We start from the raw sequence: 18,339 nt of genomic DNA, 5'->3' as shown, positions 1-18,339 counted from the left end.
GATTCAGACGATGAATAGAAAGCTTTCCCGCCTCGGCATTTCCGTGCTCGCGGCCGTATTCGCGCCGGCCCTGCTGGCCGCGAACCTGCAGAGTGTCGACGTGGCGGCGCTGCCGGGTGATCGCGTGGAGCTGAAGCTGGGCTTCGACGAGCCGGTGGCTGCGCCGCGTGGCTACACCATCGAGCAGCCGGCGCGAATCGCGCTGGACCTGCCGGGTGTGCAGAACAAACTGGGCAGCAAGAACCGCGAGCTGGGCGTGGGTAATGCCCGCAGCCTCACCGTGGTCGAGGCGAAGGACCGTACTCGCCTGATCGTCAACCTGGCGACCCTCGTGCCCTACAGTACCCGTGCGGAAGGTTCGAACCTGTTCGTCGTGGTGGGCGCGGGCGCAGCGACTTCCAGCTCCTATGCCTCCGCGGCGCCGACAGCGGCTCCGGCGGCCAAGCCCGCTCAGCCCAAGCCGTACGTCCCGGCTGGCAAGGCGATTCGTAATATCGACTTCCAGCGTGGCGAGCAAGGCGAAGGCAATGTCGTGATCGATCTGTCCGATCCGACTGTCAGCCCGGACATCCAGGAGCAGGGCGGCAAGATCCGCCTGGACTTCCCGCGTACCCAACTGCCGGACAATCTGCGCGTCCGTCTGGACGTGAAGGACTTCGCGACGCCGGTGCAACTGGTCAACGCTTCTACGGTTGGCGACAAGGCCAGCATCACCATCGAGCCGACCGGCCTGTACGACTACCTCGTCTACCAGACCGACAATCGCATGACCGTCAGCATCAAGCCGCTGACCCAGGACGATGCCGAGAAGCGCAAGAAGGACACCTTCGCCTACACCGGTGAAAAACTGTCGCTGAACTTCCAGGACATCGATGTGCGCTCGGTGCTGCAGCTGATCGCGGATTTCACCGACCTGAACCTGGTGGCTTCGGATACCGTGCAGGGCAACATCACTCTGCGCCTGCAGAACGTGCCGTGGGATCAGGCGCTGGATCTGGTGCTCAAGACCAAGGGTCTGGACAAGCGCAAGGTCGGCAACGTGCTGCTGGTCGCGCCGGCTGACGAGATCGCGGCTCGCGAACGTCAAGAACTGGAAGCGCAGAAGCAGATCTCCGAGCTGGCTCCGCTGCGTCGCGAGCTGATTCAGGTGAACTACGCCAAGGCGGCGGACATTGCCAAGCTGTTCAGCTCTGTCACGGGTAGCGGTGCCTCCGCTCCCGGCGTTGCGGTGGCTGCACAGGGCGACAATCGCGGCTCGATCACTGTGGATGACCGTACCAATAGCATCATCGCTTACCAGACCCAGGATCGCCTGGACGAGCTCCGCCGCATCGTGGCCCAGCTGGACATTCCGGTCCGTCAGGTGATGATCGAGGCGCGCATCGTCGAAGCCAACGTCGACTACACCAAGGAGCTGGGTGTGAACTGGAGCGGCTCGCTCTCCGGTCATGGCAACTTCGATGTCTCCGGCGGCACCAACAGCACCGGAAACACCTTCGTTGACCTTGGGGCTTCAAGCACCACTCCGACTTCGGGCATCAGCATCGGCTTCACCACCAGCAACACCATTCTGGACCTCCAGCTCAACGCCATGGAGAAAACCGGTAACGGTGAGGTGGTGTCCCAGCCGAAGGTCGTCACTTCGGACAAGGAAACCGCGAAGATCCTGAAAGGCTCGGAGATTCCCTATCAGGAAGCCAGCTCCAGCGGCGCGACCTCGGTGTCCTTCAAGGAAGCGGCGCTGTCCCTGGAGGTGACCCCGCAGATCACTCCGGACAACCGCATCATCATGGAAGTGAAGGTCAACAAGGACGAGCCGGACTACGCCAACGCCCTGAACGGCGTACCGCCGATCAAGAAGAACGAGGTGAACGCGAAAGTGCTGGTCAACGATGGCGAAACCATCGTGATTGGTGGCGTGTTCTCCAACACCCAGACCAAGTCCACGGCCAAGGTGCCGTTCCTGGGCGACGTGCCGATGATCGGCCGCCTGTTCAAGAACGACTATGTGACCGACAGCAAGAACGAGCTGCTGGTTTTCCTTACCCCGCGGATCATGAATAATCAGGCCATTGCAATCGGCCGTTGATCAATGTCGTGTCCAATTTGATTCTGGTAGGCCCGATGGGGGCTGGTAAAAGCACCATCGGGCGTCTTCTCGCCAAAGAGCTTCACCTCGTCTTCAAAGATTCGGATAAAGAAATCGAGCAGCGCTGCGGAGCCAACATCCCCTGGATATTCGATGTCGAGGGCGAGGCTGGCTTCCGTGAGCGTGAGCAGGCGATGCTGGCCGAGCTGTGCGATGAAGGGGGCATGGTCATCGCCACGGGCGGCGGCGCCGTCATGCGTGACGCCAATCGGCTCATCCTCAAGGGTGGCGGCAAGGTGATTTACCTGCACGCTTCGGTCGAGCAGCAGATTTCCCGTACGGCGCGCGACAAGAATCGCCCGTTGCTGCAGAAGCCCAATCCGGAGCAGATCCTTCGTGATCTCATGCAGATGCGCGATCCGCTTTATCGCGAAATTGCCGACGTGATCATCGAAACCGACGAGCGGCCTCCGCGTCTTGTCGTGCTGGAGATCATCGAGCGCCTGCGTGAGCTGGAGCGCCATTAACGGCGCTGCAATCTGCGGTATCCTAGTCCCCTTTATTGCCTGGGGGTTTCATGCGCACACTCAACGTCGATCTGGCCGATCGCAGCTACCCGATCTATATCGGCGAAGGGCTGCTGGATGATCTGCGCTACTTCGAGCCGCACATCCGTGGCCGTCAGGTAGCCATCGTCACCAACGAAACCATCGCGCCGCTGTACCTGGATCGACTGCAGAAGACCCTGGCCGGCTACAAGGTCACCACGGTCGTGCTCCCCGACGGCGAAGCCTACAAGCAGTGGGAAACCCTGCAGCTGATCTTCGATGGTCTGCTGACCGCGCGGCACGACCGCAAGACCACCCTGATCGCCCTGGGCGGCGGCGTCATCGGCGACATGACCGGTTTCGCCGCAGCCTGTTACCAGCGCGGCGTCGACTTTATTCAGGTTCCGACCACCCTGCTGTCCCAGGTCGATTCCTCCGTGGGCGGCAAGACCGGCATCAACCACCCGCTGGGCAAGAACATGGTCGGGGCCTTCTACCAGCCTCAGGCTGTGATCATCGATACCGCGACCCTGAAGACCCTGCCGCCGCGCGAGCTGTCGGCGGGCCTGGCGGAAGTGATCAAGTACGGGTTCATCTGCGACGAGCCTTTCCTCGCCTGGCTGGAAGCGCACATGGATGATCTGCTGGCGCTGGAGCCGACAGCGCTGACCGAAGCCATCGAGCGCTCCTGCGCTGCCAAGGCCCGCGTAGTCGGTGCCGACGAGAAGGAAACCGGCGTCCGGGCCACCCTCAATCTGGGCCACACCTTCGGCCATGCCATCGAGACCCACATGGGGTATGGCGTGTGGCTGCACGGCGAAGCCGTGGGTGCGGGAACCGTGATGGCACTTGAGATGTCGCATCGGCTGGGATGGTTGACAAAGGCCGAGCTCGATCGCGGCATCCGTCTGCTCTCCGCAGCGAAGCTGCCGGTGGTCCCGCCGCAGGAAATGAACGCCGAGCATTTTCTCGAGCACATGGCCGTTGACAAGAAAGTGCTCGATGGCCGTCTGCGTCTGGTATTGCTCCAAGGGCTGGGGGGCGCGGTCGTGACCGCCGAATTCCCCCGTGAGATTCTGGAAGAAACACTGCGCGCTGACTACCAGGCACTGGTCGGTCAGGCAGGAGAACACTGAGGTCCCATGTCCAGCTTGCATGCCGATGAGGCCTTCCTGGCCCACTACCAGTTCAGTCACGACCCGTTCGCACCGCGGGTTCCGGGCTTCAAGTTCTTTCCGGCGCAGCGCAAGCCCGTACTGGGTCAGCTGCACCACCTGGCGCGATACAGCCAGCTGCTGCTGGCCGTGACCGGCCCGCTGGGTAGTGGCAAGACCCTGTTGCGCCAGGCCCTGGTGGCCAGCACCAACAAGGACGCCGTCTCCAGCGTAGTGATTTCCGGTCGCTCGGTGACCGATGAAGCCACTCTGCTGCGTCAGCTCGCACAAGGACTGGGCATCACCCAGACCAGCATCGAGCCGATCCTCGCCAAGGTCGCCCAGCTGGCGATCACCGGCCAGGACGTCTACCTGCTGGTGGATGACGCCGAGCAACTGCGCGACGACGCCCTCGAAGTTCTGCTGCTGCTGGCGGCCGGCAACTCCGAAGCGCGCCTGCACGTCTTCCTGTTCGGCGAGCCCGAGCTGCTGTCGCGCCTCGAGGTGCTGTCCGAGGGCGAGGAGCGCTTCCACGCCATCGAGCTTCAGCCGTACAGCGAGGAAGAGACCCGTGAGTACCTGGCGCAACGCCTCGAGGGTGCAGGACAGGGTATCGAGCTGATCTCGGCCGACCTGCTGGCTGACATCCACGAGCAGTCCGGCGGCTGGCCCGGCACCATCAACCAGACCGCCCGCGACGCCATGATCGAGGCGATGCTGGCTGACCGCAGTGGCGAGCGCAAAGCCGCCGGTGCCGGCTTCAAGCTGCCGAAGAAGCACCTGGCGATCCTTGGCGTGGTTGCCATCGGCGTCATCGCCGCCTGGTTCATGCAGGGCAAGACTACCAAGCCGGAGACTGCGAGCAACACCACTGCGCAGACTTCGTCGCAACTGCCGCTGGGTGGCGCTGCTGCTCCGCAGCCGGGCGCGCAGCCGCAGCCGGATGCCCAGGGCAATGGCCCGTCGGTGGAGTTCGCCGGCTCCAACCAGCCGCTGCCGTTGCCGCTGGTGGGCGAAAGCCAGCCGGTGATCCGCGAACCCATGGCCCAGGCCGGTGGCCAGGAAGATGCCGACGAAGGCGGCATGCCTTCGGCAGCCATCCCTCCCACTGTGACCACCACCGCGCCGCCGGTGACCCCGCTGGCGAACAATGGCCCGAAACCACTGAACCCGGTGCCGGCGGCTCCCGTCCAGCAGCAGGCTGCGATCCAGCCAGCTCCGACTCCTGCGCCCACGCCGCGTGCGGAGCCGGTCAAGCCGGCCGCCACCGCGCCGGCCAAGCCCGCCCAGGCCGCCAAGCCGGCTGTGACCAAGCCCGCCACCACCGTTGCCAGCGCCAAGCCGGCGACTGCTGCTAGCAAGCCCGCCGCAGCAACCGGTAGTGCCGGCGGCAGCAGCTGGTACCAGTCCCAGGCCGGTTCGCGCTACTCCGTGCAGGTGCTGGGCACCGGCTCCGAAGCCAGCGCGAAGGCCTTCATCAGCCAGCAGGGCGGCGGCGACTACCGCTACTTCCGCAAGAACCTGCAGGGCAAGCCGTTCTACGTCGTGACCTATGGCAGCTTCGCCGACCGCGCCTCCGCGCAGGCGGCGATCAAGAAGTTGCCGGCGAAGATCCAGGCTTCCAAGCCCTGGGCTCGTCCGTTCTCCAGCATCCAGCAGGACATCGCCGGGGCGCGCTGAAAGGTCGCAGTGTCGCAATGCTGAAAAAGCCGAGCCCCATACCCTGGGGCTCGGCTTTTTTATTGGCTTGTGTCTTTTGCTGCATTCTTATAAAAATGCGACATCGGGTGTCAGCAGTGCGTCAAAAAAAACAGTGACGTCGCTTTCCCCATGTGTACAATGACCTCCCTTTGCCTATCGGAAACTTGCCGCTTGAGCGAGTAGACAGGCGAAGTGCTTGAAGAGGGTCTGCTGACGTTTCGTCATGGCCAGGGCCGGAACCGCCGCCACGTTGGGTAAGACGTGGCATCTCGCGCGGAGCGGTCATTCCAGGTGAACCAGGGGCTACAACGGCGCTGCACGATAGATGCGGCCCGAGCCTTTGGGGTGCGCGGGAAACGAGCCTGTACGGCGAAACAGGGCGATGGCGAAACGTCAGCAGACCCTGGAATTTATAAAAGTTTTGCCGGTGAGAGTTCCCTATGAAAGCAGGTCTGTACCATCCTGAGACGTTCAAGGATAACTGCGGATTCGGTCTGATCGCCCATATGACGGGCGAGGCAAGCCACGAACTTCTGCAAACCGCCATCGAAGCACTGACCTGCATGACCCACCGAGGTGGGATCAACGCGGACGGGAAAACCGGGGACGGCTGTGGGCTGCTGATCCAGAAGCCCGACCAGTTCCTGCGCGCCGTGGCCCAAGAGTCCTTCAGCGCCGAGCTGCCCGCCCAATACGCCGTGGGCATGGTCTTCTTCAATCAGGACCCGGTGAAAGCCGAAGCCGCCCGCGCGAACATGAATCGCGAGATCGAGCGCGCCGGCCTGAAGCTGGTCGGCTGGCGCAAGGTGCCGATCGACACCAGCGTCCTGGGTCGCCTGGCGCTGGAGCGCCTGCCGCAGATCGAACAGGTGTTCATCGGCGGCGAAGGCCTGTCCGACCAGGAATTCGCGGTCAAGCTGTTCAGCTCCCGTCGCCGCTCCTCCGTGGCCAACGCCGAGGACGCCGATCACTACATCTGCAGCTTCTCGCACAAGACCATCATCTATAAGGGCCTGATGATGCCGGCGGACCTCGCCGCCTTCTATCCGGACCTCTCCGACGAGCGCCTGAAGACCGCCATCTGCGTCTTCCACCAGCGCTTCTCGACCAACACCCTGCCGAAATGGCCGCTGGCCCAGCCGTTCCGCCTGCTGGCGCACAACGGCGAGATCAACACCATCACCGGCAACCGCAATTGGGCCCAGGCCCGTCGCGCCAAGTTCGCCAACGAGTGGATGCCGGACTTGGACGAGCTCGGCCCGCTGGTCAACCGCGTGGGCTCCGACTCCTCCAGCATGGACAACATGCTCGAGCTGATGGTCACCGGCGGCATGGACATGTTCCGTGGCCTGCGCATGATCATTCCGCCGGCCTGGCAGAACGTCGAGACCATGGACGCCGACCTGCGCGCGTTCTACGAATTCAACTCGCTGCACATGGAGCCGTGGGACGGCCCCGCCGGCGTCGTGCTGACCGACGGCCGCTATGCCGTCTGCCTGCTCGACCGCAACGGCCTGCGTCCCTCGCGCTGGGTCACCACCAAGAACGGCTACATCACCCTCGCCTCGGAAATCGGCGTGTGGGACTACAAGCCCGAGGACGTCATCGCCAAGGGCCGTGTCGGTCCGGGCCAGATCCTCGCGGTGGACACCGAGACCGGCCAGCTGCTGCAGACTGAGGACATCGACAACCGCCTGAAGTCGCGCCACCCTTATAAGCAGTGGCTGCGCCAGAGCGCGCTGCGCATCCAGGCGACCCTGGATGATGACCAGGGCGTTGCCAGCTATGACGGCGACCAGCTCAAGCAATACATGAAGATGTTCCAGGTCACCTTCGAGGAACGTGACCAGGTGCTGCGCCCGCTCGCCGAGCAGGGCCAGGAAGCGGTCGGCTCCATGGGCGACGACACCCCGATGGCGGTGCTGTCCAAGCGCATCCGCTCGCCCTACGACTACTTCCGCCAGGTCTTCGCGCAGGTCACCAACCCGCCGATCGACCCGCTGCGCGAAGCGATCGTGATGTCCCTGGAAACCTGTCTGGGCATCGAGCAGAACATCTTCGAAGAGTCTCCGCACCACGCCAACCAGGCGATCCTGACCACCCCGGTGATCTCCCCGGCGAAGTGGCGGACCCTGATGAACCTGGAGCGTCCGGGCTTCGACCTGCACCACATCGACCTGAACTACGACGAGTCCGTCGGCCTCGAAACGGCCGTACGCAACATCGCCGATCAGGCCGAGGAAGCCGTGCGCGCCGGCAAGGTGCTGCTGGTGCTGTCCGACCGTCACATCGCCCCCGGCAAGCTGCCGGTGCATGCGGCCCTGGCCGTCGGCGCCGTGCACCACCGCCTGGTGCAGACCGGCCTGCGTTGCGACTCCAACATCCTGGTGGAAACCGCCACCGCCCGTGACCCGCACCACTTCGCGGTTCTCGTGGGCTTTGGCGCGTCCGCGGTCTACCCGTACCTCGCCTACGAAGTGCTGGCCGACCTGATCCGTACCGGCGAAGTGCTGGGCGACCTCTATGAGGTCTTCAAGTACTACCGCAAGGGCATCTCCAAGGGGATGCTGAAGATCCTCTCGAAGATGGGCATCTCCACCATCGCCTCCTACCGTGGCGCCCAGCTGTTCGAAGCCATCGGCCTGGCCGACGAAGTCACCGGCCTGTGCTTCCCGGGTACCCCGAGCCGCATCCAGGGCGCGCGCTTCCTCGACATCGAGAACGAGCAGAAGCTGCTGGCCTTCGAGGCCTGGAACAACCGCAAGCCGATCCAGCAGGGTGGCCTGCTGAAGTTCGTCTACGGCGGCGAATACCACGCCTATAACCCGGATGTGGTGAACACCCTGCAGGCCGCTGTGCAGCAAGGTGATTACGCCAGGTTCAAGGAATACACCGCTCTGGTGGACAGCCGCCCGGTGTCGATGCTGCGCGACCTGCTCAAGGTGAAGACCGTCGAGCAGCCGCTGAGCCTGGACGAGATCGAGCCGCTGGAATCCATCTTCAAGCGCTTCGACGCCGCCGGCATCTCCCTCGGTGCGCTGTCGCCGGAGGCCCACGAGGCCCTGGCCGAAGCCATGAACCGCCTGGGTGGGCGCTCCAACTCCGGTGAGGGCGGTGAAGACCCGGCGCGCTATGGCACGCTGAAGAGTTCGAAGATCAAGCAGGTGGCCACCGGCCGCTTTGGCGTCACCCCGGAATACCTGGTCAACGCCGAAGTCCTGCAGATCAAGGTGGCTCAGGGCGCCAAGCCTGGTGAAGGTGGCCAGCTGCCTGGCGGCAAGGTCAACGGCCTGATCGCCCGCCTGCGCTATGCGGTCCCCGGCGTGACCCTGATCTCGCCGCCGCCGCACCACGACATCTACTCCATCGAAGACCTTGCCCAGCTGATCTTCGACCTCAAGCAGGTCAACCCGCAGGCGCTGGTATCGGTGAAGCTGGTTTCCGAGCCCGGCGTCGGCACCATCGCCGCCGGCGTGGCCAAGGCCTATGCCGACCTGATCACCATCTCCGGCTATGACGGCGGTACCGGTGCTTCGCCGATCACCTCCATCAAGTACGCGGGTTCCCCGTGGGAGCTGGGCCTCGCCGAGGCGCACCAGACCCTGCGCGGCAACGACCTGCGCGGCAAGGTCCGGGTGCAGACCGACGGCGGCCTGAAGACCGGCCTGGACGTCATCAAGGCGGCCATCCTCGGCGCCGAGAGCTTCGGTTTCGGCACCGCGCCGATGATCGCCCTGGGCTGCAAATACCTGCGTATCTGCCACCTGAACAACTGCGCCACTGGCGTCGCCACCCAGAACGACAAGCTGCGCAAGGACCACTTCATCGGTACCGTGGACATGGTGGTGAATTTCTTCACCTTCATTGCCAGCGAGACCCGTGAGTGGCTGGCCAAGCTCGGCGTGCGCAGCCTGGAAGAACTGATCGGCCGTACCGATCTGCTGGAAATCCTGCCGGGCGAGACGCCCAAGCAGGGCAACCTCGACCTCACGCCGCTGCTGGGCAGCGACCTGATCCCGGCCGAGAAGCCGCAGTTCTGCGAAGTCGAGAAGAACCCGCCGTTCGACCAGGGCCTGCTGGCCGAGAAGATGGTCGAGCTGTCGCGCTCCGCTATCCAGGGCGCCAAGGGCGGCGAGTACGAACTGGACATCTGCAACTGCGACCGTTCCATCGGCGCGCGGATTTCCGGCGAGATCGCCAAGGTCCACGGCAACCAGGGCATGGCCAAGTCGCCGATCACCTTCCGCTTCAAGGGTACTGCGGGCCAGAGCTTCGGCGTGTGGAACGCCGGCGGCCTGCACCTGTACCTGGAAGGCGACGCCAACGACTACGTGGGCAAGGGCATGACCGGCGGCAAGCTGATCGTTACCCCGCCCAAGGGCAGCCCATTCAAGTCGCAGGAATCGGCCATTGTCGGCAACACCTGCCTGTACGGCGCCACTGGCGGCAAGCTGTTCGCCGCCGGTACCGCGGGCGAGCGTTTCGGCGTGCGCAACTCCGGCGCCCATGCCGTGGTTGAAGGTACCGGTGACCACTGCTGCGAATACATGACCGGCGGCTTCATCTGCGTACTGGGCAAGACCGGCTACAACTTCGGCTCCGGCATGACCGGCGGCTTCGCTTATGTTCTCGACATGGACAACACCTTCGTCGACCGCGTGAACCATGAGTTGGTGGAAATCCAGCGCATCAGCGGCGAGGCGATGGAGGCCCAGCGCAACCATCTGCGCAAGGTGCTGGTCGAGTACGTGGCGGAAACGGCGAGCGAGTGGGGCGCACATCTGCTGGAGAACCTCGACGACTACCTGCGTCGGTTCTGGCTGGTGAAACCGAAGGCGGCAAGCCTCGGTTCCCTGCTGACCAGCACTCGTGCCAACCCGCAATAAGCGCCAGAAGTTTGATGAGGTCTGAAAATGTCTGAACGTCTTAACAATGACTTCCAGTTCATCGAAGTCGGGCGCAAGGATCCGAAGAAGAAGCTTCTTCGCCAGCGCAAGCGCGAGTTCGTGGAAATCTACGACCTGTTCAAGCCGCAGCAGGCGGCTGACCAGGCCCACCGTTGCCTGGGCTGCGGCAACCCGTACTGTGAGTGGAAGTGCCCGGTCCACAACTTCATCCCCAACTGGTTGAAGCTGGTCTCCGAAGGCAACATCCTCGCCGCCGCCGAACTGTCCCACCAGACCAACACCCTGCCGGAAGTCTGCGGCCGGGTGTGCCCGCAGGACCGCCTGTGCGAAGGCGCCTGCACCCTGAACGACGGCTTCGGCGCGGTCACCATCGGCTCGGTGGAGAAGTACATCACCGATACCGCCTTCGCCATGGGCTGGCGCCCGGACATGTCCAAGGTCAAGCCCACCGGCAAGCGCGTCGCGGTGATCGGCGCGGGCCCGGCGGGCCTGGGCTGCGCCGACGTGCTGGTGCGCAATGGCGTGACCCCGGTGGTGTTCGACAAGAACCCGGAAATCGGTGGGCTGCTGACCTTCGGCATTCCCGAGTTCAAGCTGGAGAAGCAGGTGCTCTCGCGCCGTCGTGAAGTCTTCAGCGGCATGGGCATCGAGTTCCGCCTGAACACCGAGATCGGCAAGGACGTGACCATGGAGCAGCTGCTCGATGAGTACGATGCCGTGTTCATGGGCATGGGCACCTACACCTACATGAAAGGCGGCTTCCCCGGTGAGGACCTGCCCGGCGTGCACGACGCGCTGGACTTCCTGATCGCCAACGTGAACCGCAACCTGGGCTTCGAGAAGTCGCCGGAAGACTTCGTCGACATGAAGGGCAAGCGCGTCGTGGTGCTGGGCGGTGGTGACACCGCGATGGACTGCAACCGCACCTCCATCCGCCAGGGCGCCAAGAGCGTGACCTGCGCCTATCGCCGTGACGAAGAGAACATGCCCGGCTCGCGCAAAGAGGTGAAGAACGCCAAGGAAGAGGGCGTGAAATTCCTCTTCAACCGCCAGCCCATCGCCATCGTCGGCGAGGATAAGGTGGAAGGCGTGAAGGTCGTCGAGACCCGTCTCGGCGAGCCGGACGCCCGTGGCCGTCGCAGCCCCGAGCCGATCCCGGGTTCCGAGGAAATCATCCCGGCCGAAGCCGTGCTGATTGCCTTCGGCTTCCGCCCGAGCCCGGCCCCGTGGTTCGACCAGCATCAGGTGGAAATCGACAGCCAGGGTCGCGTCATCGCCCCGGCCGCCTCGCAGTTCAAGCACCAGACCAGCAACCCGAAGATCTTCGCCGGTGGCGACATGGTCCGCGGTTCCGACCTGGTGGTGACGGCGATCTTCGAGGGCCGCACCGCCGCCGAAGGCATCCTGGACTACCTGGGCGTCTGAGTGCGATCCACGTAGGCGAATAACGCCTTTGGCGTTATGCGCCCTACGAGGATGACGCAGCGACAAACTGTCGCGATGGACGAAAGGCACGGCACCCGCCGTGCCTTTTCTTTTGGGCTTTGCGAAAATACCCGCACTTTTTTGCCGGATGCCGTTATGACTGTCTTGAAGAACGATCGCTTCCTCCGCGCCCTGCTCAAGCAGCCCGTCGATGTCACCCCTGTCTGGATGATGCGCCAGGCCGGCCGCTACCTGCCGGAGTACCGCGCCACCCGCGCCAAGGCCGGTGACTTCATGAGCCTGTGCATGAACCCGCAGATGGCCTGCGAAGTGACCCTGCAGCCGCTGGACCGCTACCCGCAGCTGGACGCGGCGATCCTCTTCTCCGACATCCTCACCATCCCCGACGCCATGGGCCAGGGCCTGTACTTCGAGACCGGCGAAGGCCCGCGTTTCAAGAAGGTCGTCAGTAGCCTGGCCGACATCGAAGCCCTGCCGATCCCCGATCCGGAAAAGGACCTGGGCTACGTGATGGACGCCGTGCGTACCATCCGCCGTGAGCTGAACGGCCGCGTGCCGCTGATCGGCTTCTCCGGCAGCCCCTGGACCCTGGCCACCTACATGGTCGAGGGCGGCTCCAGCCGAGACTTCCGCAAGTCCAAGGCGATGCTTTACGAAAATCCGCAGGCCATGCACGCGCTGCTGGACAAGCTGGCGCAGTCGGTCACCAGCTACCTGAACGGCCAGATCCTGGCGGGCGCCCAAGCGGTGCAGATCTTTGATTCGTGGGGCGGCAGCCTGTCGGCGGCGGCGTACCAGGAGTTCTCCCTGGCCTACATGCAGAAGATCGTCGATGGCCTGATCCGTGAACACGAAGGGCGTCGCGTGCCGGTGATCCTCTTCACCAAGGGTGGCGGCCTGTGGCTGGAATCCATGGCCAATACCGGCGCCGAAGCGCTGGGCCTGGACTGGACCTGCGACATCGGCAGCGCCCGCGCCCGCGTCGGCGACAAGGTGGCCCTGCAGGGCAACATGGACCCGGCAGTGCTCTACGCCAAGCCGGAAGCCATCCGCGCCGAAGTGGCGCGCATCCTCGGCGCCTTCGGTAACGGCAATGGCCACGTGTTCAACCTTGGCCACGGTGTTACTCCGGAGGTCGATCCAGCCCATGCCGGCGCGTTCTTTGAGGCGGTACACGAGCTGTCGGCGCAGTATCACTGAGCCTGACGCTTCACTGAAAGCCCTGCAAATGCGGGGCTTTTTTGTACCGGCAGCGAAGCTCCCTGAAGGAGTGGCCATGCCCGCGATCGCATCCATGGGGGGCTCGTGCAGGTGAGCGCCATAAAAAAAGCCCCACTCTGCAGCGGGGCTTCTTCATTCCCTCAAAGAGCCTCAGGCCCCTTCAGAGTGCATCACGCGGCGTCGCCTACCAGGCCGGCGGCGCGCTGGGACTTGCGGCGGTTGGACACCAGCAGGCCGGAGCAGACCACCACGACGGTCAGCAGGGTGGTGGCGACCACTTCCATGCGGTGATCCGGGCGGATCAGCATGATCACCAGGGCGCCGACGATGAAGACGATCACCGCCCACGTCAGCCAGGGGAACAGCCACATCTTCAGCTTCAGCTGGTGGCCCTGGGCGAGCAGCTTCTTGCGCATGCGCAGTTGCGACATGGCGATCACCAGGTACACCAGCAGGGCGATGGCGCCGGAGCTGGCCAGCAGGAAGTTGAACACTTCGGCCGGAGCCAGGTAGTTGGCGAAGGTGCACAGGAAGGCCATGGCGGTGGACAGCAGCACGGCATAGACCGGGGTGCGGCTGGCGCTGGTTACCTGGGCGATCTTCGGTGCGTCACCGCGCTTGCTCAGCGAGTACATCATGCGCGAAGCGGTGTAGAGCGCCGAGTTCAGGCAGCTGGTCACCGAGACCAGCACGATGATGTCGACGATCAGCTTGGCGTATGGGATGTGCAGGTGCTCGAGCACGGTCTGGTAGGAGCCCATGCTCACCAGGCGCGGGTCGTTCCACGGTACCAGGCAGACCACGATCAGGATCGACAGCAGGTAGAACAGCGCGATACGCCAGATCACCGAGTTGGTGGCGCGGGTGATCTGCTGCTCCGGGTCCTTGGACTCGGTGGCGGCGATGGTGACGATTTCCGAGCCCATAAAGGAGAACATGGTGGTCAGCAGCGCGGCGAGCACGGCGCCCCAGCCCTTGGGCAGAAAGCCTTCGCTGGTCAGGTGGCCGATGCCGGAGACTTCGCTGTTGGGCGAGAAGCCGAAGATGGCCGCACAGCCCAGCACCAGAAAGGCAATGATCGAGACGACCTTGATCAGCGCCAGCCAGAACTCGAACTCACCGTAGTTCTTCACGCTGAACAGGTTGGTCACGGTCAGGGCGGAGGTGATCAGGAAGGCCAGCACCCAGATCGGCGCGCCGGGGAACCAGGCGTGGATGATCGCGGCGGCGGCGTTGGCTTCCAGCGGGATCACCAGAACCCAGAACCACCAGTACAGCCAGCCGATGGTGAAACCGGCCCAGTGACCGATGGCGCGGTCGGCGTAGGTGGAGAAGGAGCCGCTGTCCGGCTGCGCGACGGCCATTTCGGCCAGCATGCGCATCACCAGGACCACCAGCAGGCCGGCGACCAGATAGGAAACCATGACGGCCGGGCCGGCTTCGGCGATGGCGTGGCCGGAGCCTACGAACAGGCCCGCGCCAATGGCACCGGCGATCGAAAGCATCGTGACGTGACGATTTTGCAGGCCCTGGGAGAGCCCGGAAGAGGGGGTGCTGCTCATGCTTTACCTACAACTACGGAGGGAATTGCGTACTGCGGGAGTCGAGGTCCGTTTCAGGATTCCAACAAGTCGTTCGACATAATGAACGCAAGGATCGCGCCACATTCTGTTACGACTTAAGTCGTAGGTTGGGAATTTATCCCACAACGCCCGCCTGGCAGGCGTTGTCTGATCTGAGATAAATGTCTTTGCACGACCGTTCCATGTCGTTTTTAGGCATGCAGATTATCTTGTGTGTAGAAACTACCCAGCCTTGTTGAGCGCGGGCAGGTCGCGCGGTAACACTGGCAGGCGCGCCAGGTGCAGAGCCACCAGCAGGCCGATGCCCAGCAGGCTGGCGATGAACAGGCCCACGCCGTTCCAGCCGTACTGGTGCCAGAACAGGCCGCCAGCGGTGCCGGCGACGCTGGAGCCGGTGTAGTAGCAGAACAGGTACAGCGACGACGCCTGGCCCTTGGCCTTGAGGGCGCGGCGGCCGATCCAACTGCTGGCCACCGAGTGCGCGCCGAAGAAGCCGAACGTGAACACCAGCAGGCCAGCCAGTACCAGGGGCAGTGGCTGCAGCAGGGTGATCAGTACGCCGCCGAGCATCAGCGCGATCATCGCCCAGAGCACCTTGCGTCGGCCCAGCTTGTCGGCCAGCGAGCCGACCCAGGCCGAGCTGTAGATGCCTGACAGGTAGACCAGCGAGAGCACGCCGACGATGGCCTGGCTCAGGTGATAGGGCTCTGCCAGCAGGCGGTAGCCGATGTAGTTGAAAAGGGTGACGAAGGCACCCATCAGCAGGAACGCCTCGAGGAACAGCCAGGGCAGGCCGGCATCGCGGAAGTGCCCGGTGAAGCCCTCGATGAGCCGACGCGGCTTGAGCGGCGCCGGGCGGAAGTTCTTCGATTCGGGAAGGATGCGCCAGAACAGCAGCGCTGCGGCCAGGGCGAGCACGCCCAGGGTGGCCAGCGCCACGTGCCAGTTCACGTAGTCCACCAGCACGCCGCTGATCAGCCGCCCGCTCATGCCGCCAATGGCGTTGCCGCCGATGTACAGCCCCATGGACAGCCCGATGTGCTGCGGATGGATTTCCTCGGAGAGGTAGGTCATGCCCACCGCCGCCAGGCCGCTGAGTGACAGGCCGAGCAGCGCGCGCATGGCCAGCACGCCGTGCCAGGTCGGCATCAGCGAGCTGCCGAGGGTGAACAGGGCGGCGAGGACCAGCGAGGCGACCATGATCGACTTGCGCCCGATGGCGTCGGAGATCGGCCCGGTGACCAGCAGGCCGAAAGCCATGGTGATGGTGGAGATCGACAGTACCAGGCTGCTCTGCGCGGCGGTCAGGCTAAAGGCCCTGGACAGCACCGGCATCATCGGCTGCACGCAGTACAGCAGGGCGAAGGTGGCGAAGCCGCCGGAGAACAGCGCCAGCGATGTGCGCATGAATTCCGGGGTGCCTTTCTCGATGTAGGTTTCGATCTCTTCGACGGCGCGCACCACGTCGTCGTTGGCTTCACGCGCAGCGTCCAGCAGCTCGGCCGGGTCGTTGGCGGCTACCGGTTCTTGTACGACAGGCGGCTCGGCCGCCATGGAATGTTCTTCCCGCAAAGCCCGCAGGGCAGGTTGACTCACGACACACCTCTGGATGGAAAAGCTGGGGTAGATGACAGCAGAGGACCTGGAGTGGCGGAAAAAGGCCCGCGCGGCCAGGCAAGGAGCAGATTGGTAGTCGTTATTGGGCTTGTGTGGAAAGGATAAGGAGCGAGCTTTATTATTTCCAATATATTAATCGACACATTTGAGTCGTTTTACGAATCGTTGATGGCGGAGGCCGGATGGAACTGCGACACCTGCGTTATTTCATCGCCGTGGCGGAAGAGCTGCACTTCGGCCGTGCCGCCGAACAGCTGGGGATTTCCCAGCCGCCGCTGAGCCAGCAGATCCAGGCGCTGGAGGAGGAAATCGGCGCGCGGCTGCTGGAGCGCACCAACCGCCGCGTGGCGCTGACCGAGGCCGGCAAGCTGTTTCTCGACGAAGCGCGGCAGGTGTTGCAGCAGGTGGATCGCGCCGTCTTGCTGGCGCGGCGTGCGCACCAGGGCGAGATCGGCGAGTTGAAGGTGGGTTTCACCGCCTCGGCGCCGTTCACCTCGAGCATCCCGCGAGCCATCCTGGCATTCCGTCAGGCCTACCCGGACGTGCACCTGGACCTGCAGGAACTGAGCAGCGGGCAAGCGGTGCAGGCGCTGCTGGAAGAGCGCGTGCAAGTCGGCCTGATCCGCCCGATCCCGCTGCCGGAAACCCTGGAAGCCGTGGAGTTGTTCAGTGAACCGCTGGTGGCCGTGCTGCGCGCCGATCACCCGCTGGCGCAGGCCAGTCAGGAGGGGCTGGAGTTCGCCTTGCTGGCGGACGAGCCTTTCGTGTTCTTCCCGCGCAGCTACGGCACGGGCCTCTACAGCCAGCTGATGGCGCTGTCGCGGCAGGCCGGCTTCAGCCCGCGCATCGCCCAGGAAGCGGGCGAAGCGATGACCATCATCGGCCTGGTGGCAGCGGGGCTCGGTGTGTCGATGCTGCCGGCGTCGTTCCGCCGGACGCGGGTGGATGGCGTGGTCTATCGCACCCTCAGCGATCCGGGCGCGACCAGTTCGGTGTGGCTCGTGCGGCGGCGCAACGAGACGTCCCGCCTGGCGCAGTCGTTCTTCGACCTGGTGACCCAGCAAATCCAGGCCTGACTCAGGCACATCGGCGGATAACGCCTGGGGCGTTATGCGCCCTACGGGTGGGCAGGGCGCATAAAGCGGAACGCTTTATCCGCCGATACCCAAAGTCGGGCACGGCGGACAGCGCTGCGGGACAGGGGCTTATTTGGCGTAGTCGGCCTTCAGCGCGACGCCGGCGATGACCGCGCCGGCGTGGCACTCGAACTGCTTGGCGTCCTTGAACTCGTTGCGCTTGTAGTAGCTGACGATGTTGGTCACGGCGGTGGCGCCGGCCTTCTTCGCCGAATCCTGCAGGGTGATCAGCGCCGATTGCAGGGCCCAGCGGCAGGCTTCCTCGTCGCTCTTGTTGAAGGCGTTGGTCTTCTTGTTGGTGATGGCACCGGACTGGACCACGTTCAGCTTGTCACCCGCCGGGTTGCCCGCCAGGTAGAACTTCACGCTGCCGTCCAGGCGACCGGCCTTCACCGCCTCGGCGACGACTTCGTCGAAGGGCAGGTGCAGGGTGGTGTCGCGAGCCTGGCTGATGCCGGGGATGGACGCGCAGAGCGCGAGGGCGAACAGCCCGAGGGTCTTGCGTTGCATGGATCGACTCCTTGTCGATGAGGGGGATCAGTTGCTCGGCGGGGCGAGGTGCAGGTTCTGCAGGATCTTGTTGTTGAGGATGGCGACCCACTTGTTGTAGTTGCGGTGGATCTGCCCGCCCTTCTCGTCCAGGCCGCGGCTGCTGCGCAGCTTGATGGAGTACTGCTGACTGCTGTACGGAATGCTGACCTCGGCGTGGTGCCGCTCACGCACGGTGATCTCGGCGTAGATCACGTTGCCGGAGTCCTGCTGCACGGTCCATTTCTGCTCTTCCAGCGCATCGTGGATTGCCGCCTGCACCTGCACCGAGGTGCGGTTGCTGTCCGGCGGCAGGCTCTGGTCGATGTTTTCCACGGGCTTGGTGGTGCAACCGACGGCCATCGCGGTGGCCACGCAGAGCAGCAGGCTGCGGATCAGTCGGGACATG

12 protein-coding genes are annotated in these 18,339 nt (G+C 64.2%); 8 read left to right on the top strand and 4 right to left on the bottom strand.

The genetic code is table 11. The annotated features are described in order from the left end of the window. Positions 1 to 10 precede the first annotated feature (10 nt). The 7 genes from pilQ (at position 11) to hemE (ending at position 13,045) form a co-directional block, all read left to right on the top strand. A complete protein-coding gene (pilQ, locus tag IB256_RS12415; protein WP_192293162.1) occupies positions 11 to 2,089 on the top strand; it encodes a type IV pilus secretin PilQ in 2,079 nt (692 codons plus the stop codon). 8 nt (positions 2,090 to 2,097) lie between these two features. Beyond that, on the top strand, positions 2,098 to 2,616 hold the full coding sequence (aroK, locus tag IB256_RS12410; RefSeq protein WP_081515781.1) for a shikimate kinase AroK: 519 nt from the start codon (positions 2,098 to 2,100) through the stop codon (positions 2,614 to 2,616). A 50-nt stretch (positions 2,617 to 2,666) separates the two neighbouring features. After that, positions 2,667 to 3,773 (top strand): 3-dehydroquinate synthase, encoded by a 1,107-nt coding sequence (gene aroB / locus IB256_RS12405; RefSeq protein ID WP_192293160.1) that lies wholly within the window; start codon positions 2,667 to 2,669, stop codon positions 3,771 to 3,773. Between the two features lie 6 nt (positions 3,774 to 3,779). Beyond that, a complete protein-coding gene (locus tag IB256_RS12400; protein WP_192402749.1) occupies positions 3,780 to 5,471 on the top strand; it encodes an AAA family ATPase in 1,692 nt (563 codons plus the stop codon). Between the two features lie 461 nt (positions 5,472 to 5,932). Then, a complete protein-coding gene (gene gltB, locus IB256_RS12395; protein ID WP_192293156.1) occupies positions 5,933 to 10,378 on the top strand; it encodes a glutamate synthase large subunit in 4,446 nt (1,481 codons plus the stop codon). 27 nt (positions 10,379 to 10,405) lie between these two features. Continuing rightward, entirely contained in the window at positions 10,406 to 11,824 is a 1,419-nt protein-coding gene (locus IB256_RS12390; RefSeq protein WP_192293154.1) for an FAD-dependent oxidoreductase, read from the top strand. 156 nt (positions 11,825 to 11,980) lie between these two features. Continuing rightward, positions 11,981 to 13,045, top strand: coding sequence for a uroporphyrinogen decarboxylase (gene hemE, locus IB256_RS12385; RefSeq protein WP_138213939.1), 1,065 nt, complete (start codon positions 11,981 to 11,983; stop codon positions 13,043 to 13,045). Positions 13,046 to 13,236: 191 nt separating this feature from the next. Here the strand turns inward: hemE and gabP are convergent, their stop codons facing one another. Then, entirely contained in the window at positions 13,237 to 14,628 is a 1,392-nt protein-coding gene (gabP, locus tag IB256_RS12380; protein ID WP_192293150.1) for a GABA permease, read from the bottom strand. 243 nt (positions 14,629 to 14,871) lie between these two features. Beyond that, positions 14,872 to 16,203 (bottom strand): MFS transporter, encoded by a 1,332-nt coding sequence (locus tag IB256_RS12375; protein WP_192293651.1) that lies wholly within the window; start codon positions 16,201 to 16,203, stop codon positions 14,872 to 14,874. 245 nt (positions 16,204 to 16,448) lie between these two features. On the opposite strand from IB256_RS12375, the gene IB256_RS12370 reads away from it, so the two are divergent. Continuing rightward, entirely contained in the window at positions 16,449 to 17,342 is an 894-nt protein-coding gene (locus tag IB256_RS12370; protein WP_081515428.1) for a LysR family transcriptional regulator, read from the top strand. 129 nt (positions 17,343 to 17,471) lie between these two features. Here the strand turns inward: IB256_RS12370 and IB256_RS12365 are convergent, their stop codons facing one another. Both IB256_RS12365 and IB256_RS12360 read right to left on the bottom strand, forming a co-directional pair. Beyond that, complete coding sequence (locus tag IB256_RS12365) at positions 17,472 to 17,912, bottom strand: excinuclease (protein ID WP_192293148.1); 441 nt, start codon at positions 17,910 to 17,912, stop codon at positions 17,472 to 17,474. Between the two features lie 27 nt (positions 17,913 to 17,939). Beyond that, entirely contained in the window at positions 17,940 to 18,338 is a 399-nt protein-coding gene (locus IB256_RS12360) for a hypothetical protein (RefSeq protein ID WP_192402747.1), read from the bottom strand. Position 18,339 lies beyond the last annotated feature (1 nt).

This window comes from Pseudomonas sp. PDM17 (assembly GCF_014851985.1).
GTDB lineage: Bacteria > Pseudomonadota > Gammaproteobacteria > Pseudomonadales > Pseudomonadaceae > Pseudomonas.
Note: the sequence above shows the minus strand (reverse complement) of the source record. Positions and strands in the feature narration are given on the sequence as shown.

What these genes read in the sequence shown, in the direction of transcription:
- pilQ (WP_192293162.1), top strand. Translation starts at nt 11, where the DNA reads ATGAATAGAAAGCTTTCCCGCCTCGGCATTTCCGTGCTCGCGGCCGTA.
- aroB (WP_192293160.1), top strand. Translation starts at nt 2,667, where the DNA reads ATGCGCACACTCAACGTCGATCTGGCCGATCGCAGCTACCCGATCTAT.
- IB256_RS12400 (WP_192402749.1), top strand. Translation starts at nt 3,780, where the DNA reads ATGTCCAGCTTGCATGCCGATGAGGCCTTCCTGGCCCACTACCAGTTC.
- gltB (WP_192293156.1), top strand. Translation starts at nt 5,933, where the DNA reads ATGAAAGCAGGTCTGTACCATCCTGAGACGTTCAAGGATAACTGCGGA.
- IB256_RS12390 (WP_192293154.1), top strand. Translation starts at nt 10,406, where the DNA reads ATGTCTGAACGTCTTAACAATGACTTCCAGTTCATCGAAGTCGGGCGC.
- hemE (WP_138213939.1), top strand. Translation starts at nt 11,981, where the DNA reads ATGACTGTCTTGAAGAACGATCGCTTCCTCCGCGCCCTGCTCAAGCAG.
- gabP (WP_192293150.1), bottom strand. Translation starts at nt 14,628, where the DNA reads ATGAGCAGCACCCCCTCTTCCGGGCTCTCCCAGGGCCTGCAAAATCGT.
- IB256_RS12375 (WP_192293651.1), bottom strand. Translation starts at nt 16,203, where the DNA reads ATGGCGGCCGAGCCGCCTGTCGTACAAGAACCGGTAGCCGCCAACGAC.
- IB256_RS12370 (WP_081515428.1), top strand. Translation starts at nt 16,449, where the DNA reads ATGGAACTGCGACACCTGCGTTATTTCATCGCCGTGGCGGAAGAGCTG.
- IB256_RS12365 (WP_192293148.1), bottom strand. Translation starts at nt 17,912, where the DNA reads ATGCAACGCAAGACCCTCGGGCTGTTCGCCCTCGCGCTCTGCGCGTCC.
- IB256_RS12360 (WP_192402747.1), bottom strand. Translation starts at nt 18,338, where the DNA reads ATGTCCCGACTGATCCGCAGCCTGCTGCTCTGCGTGGCCACCGCGATG.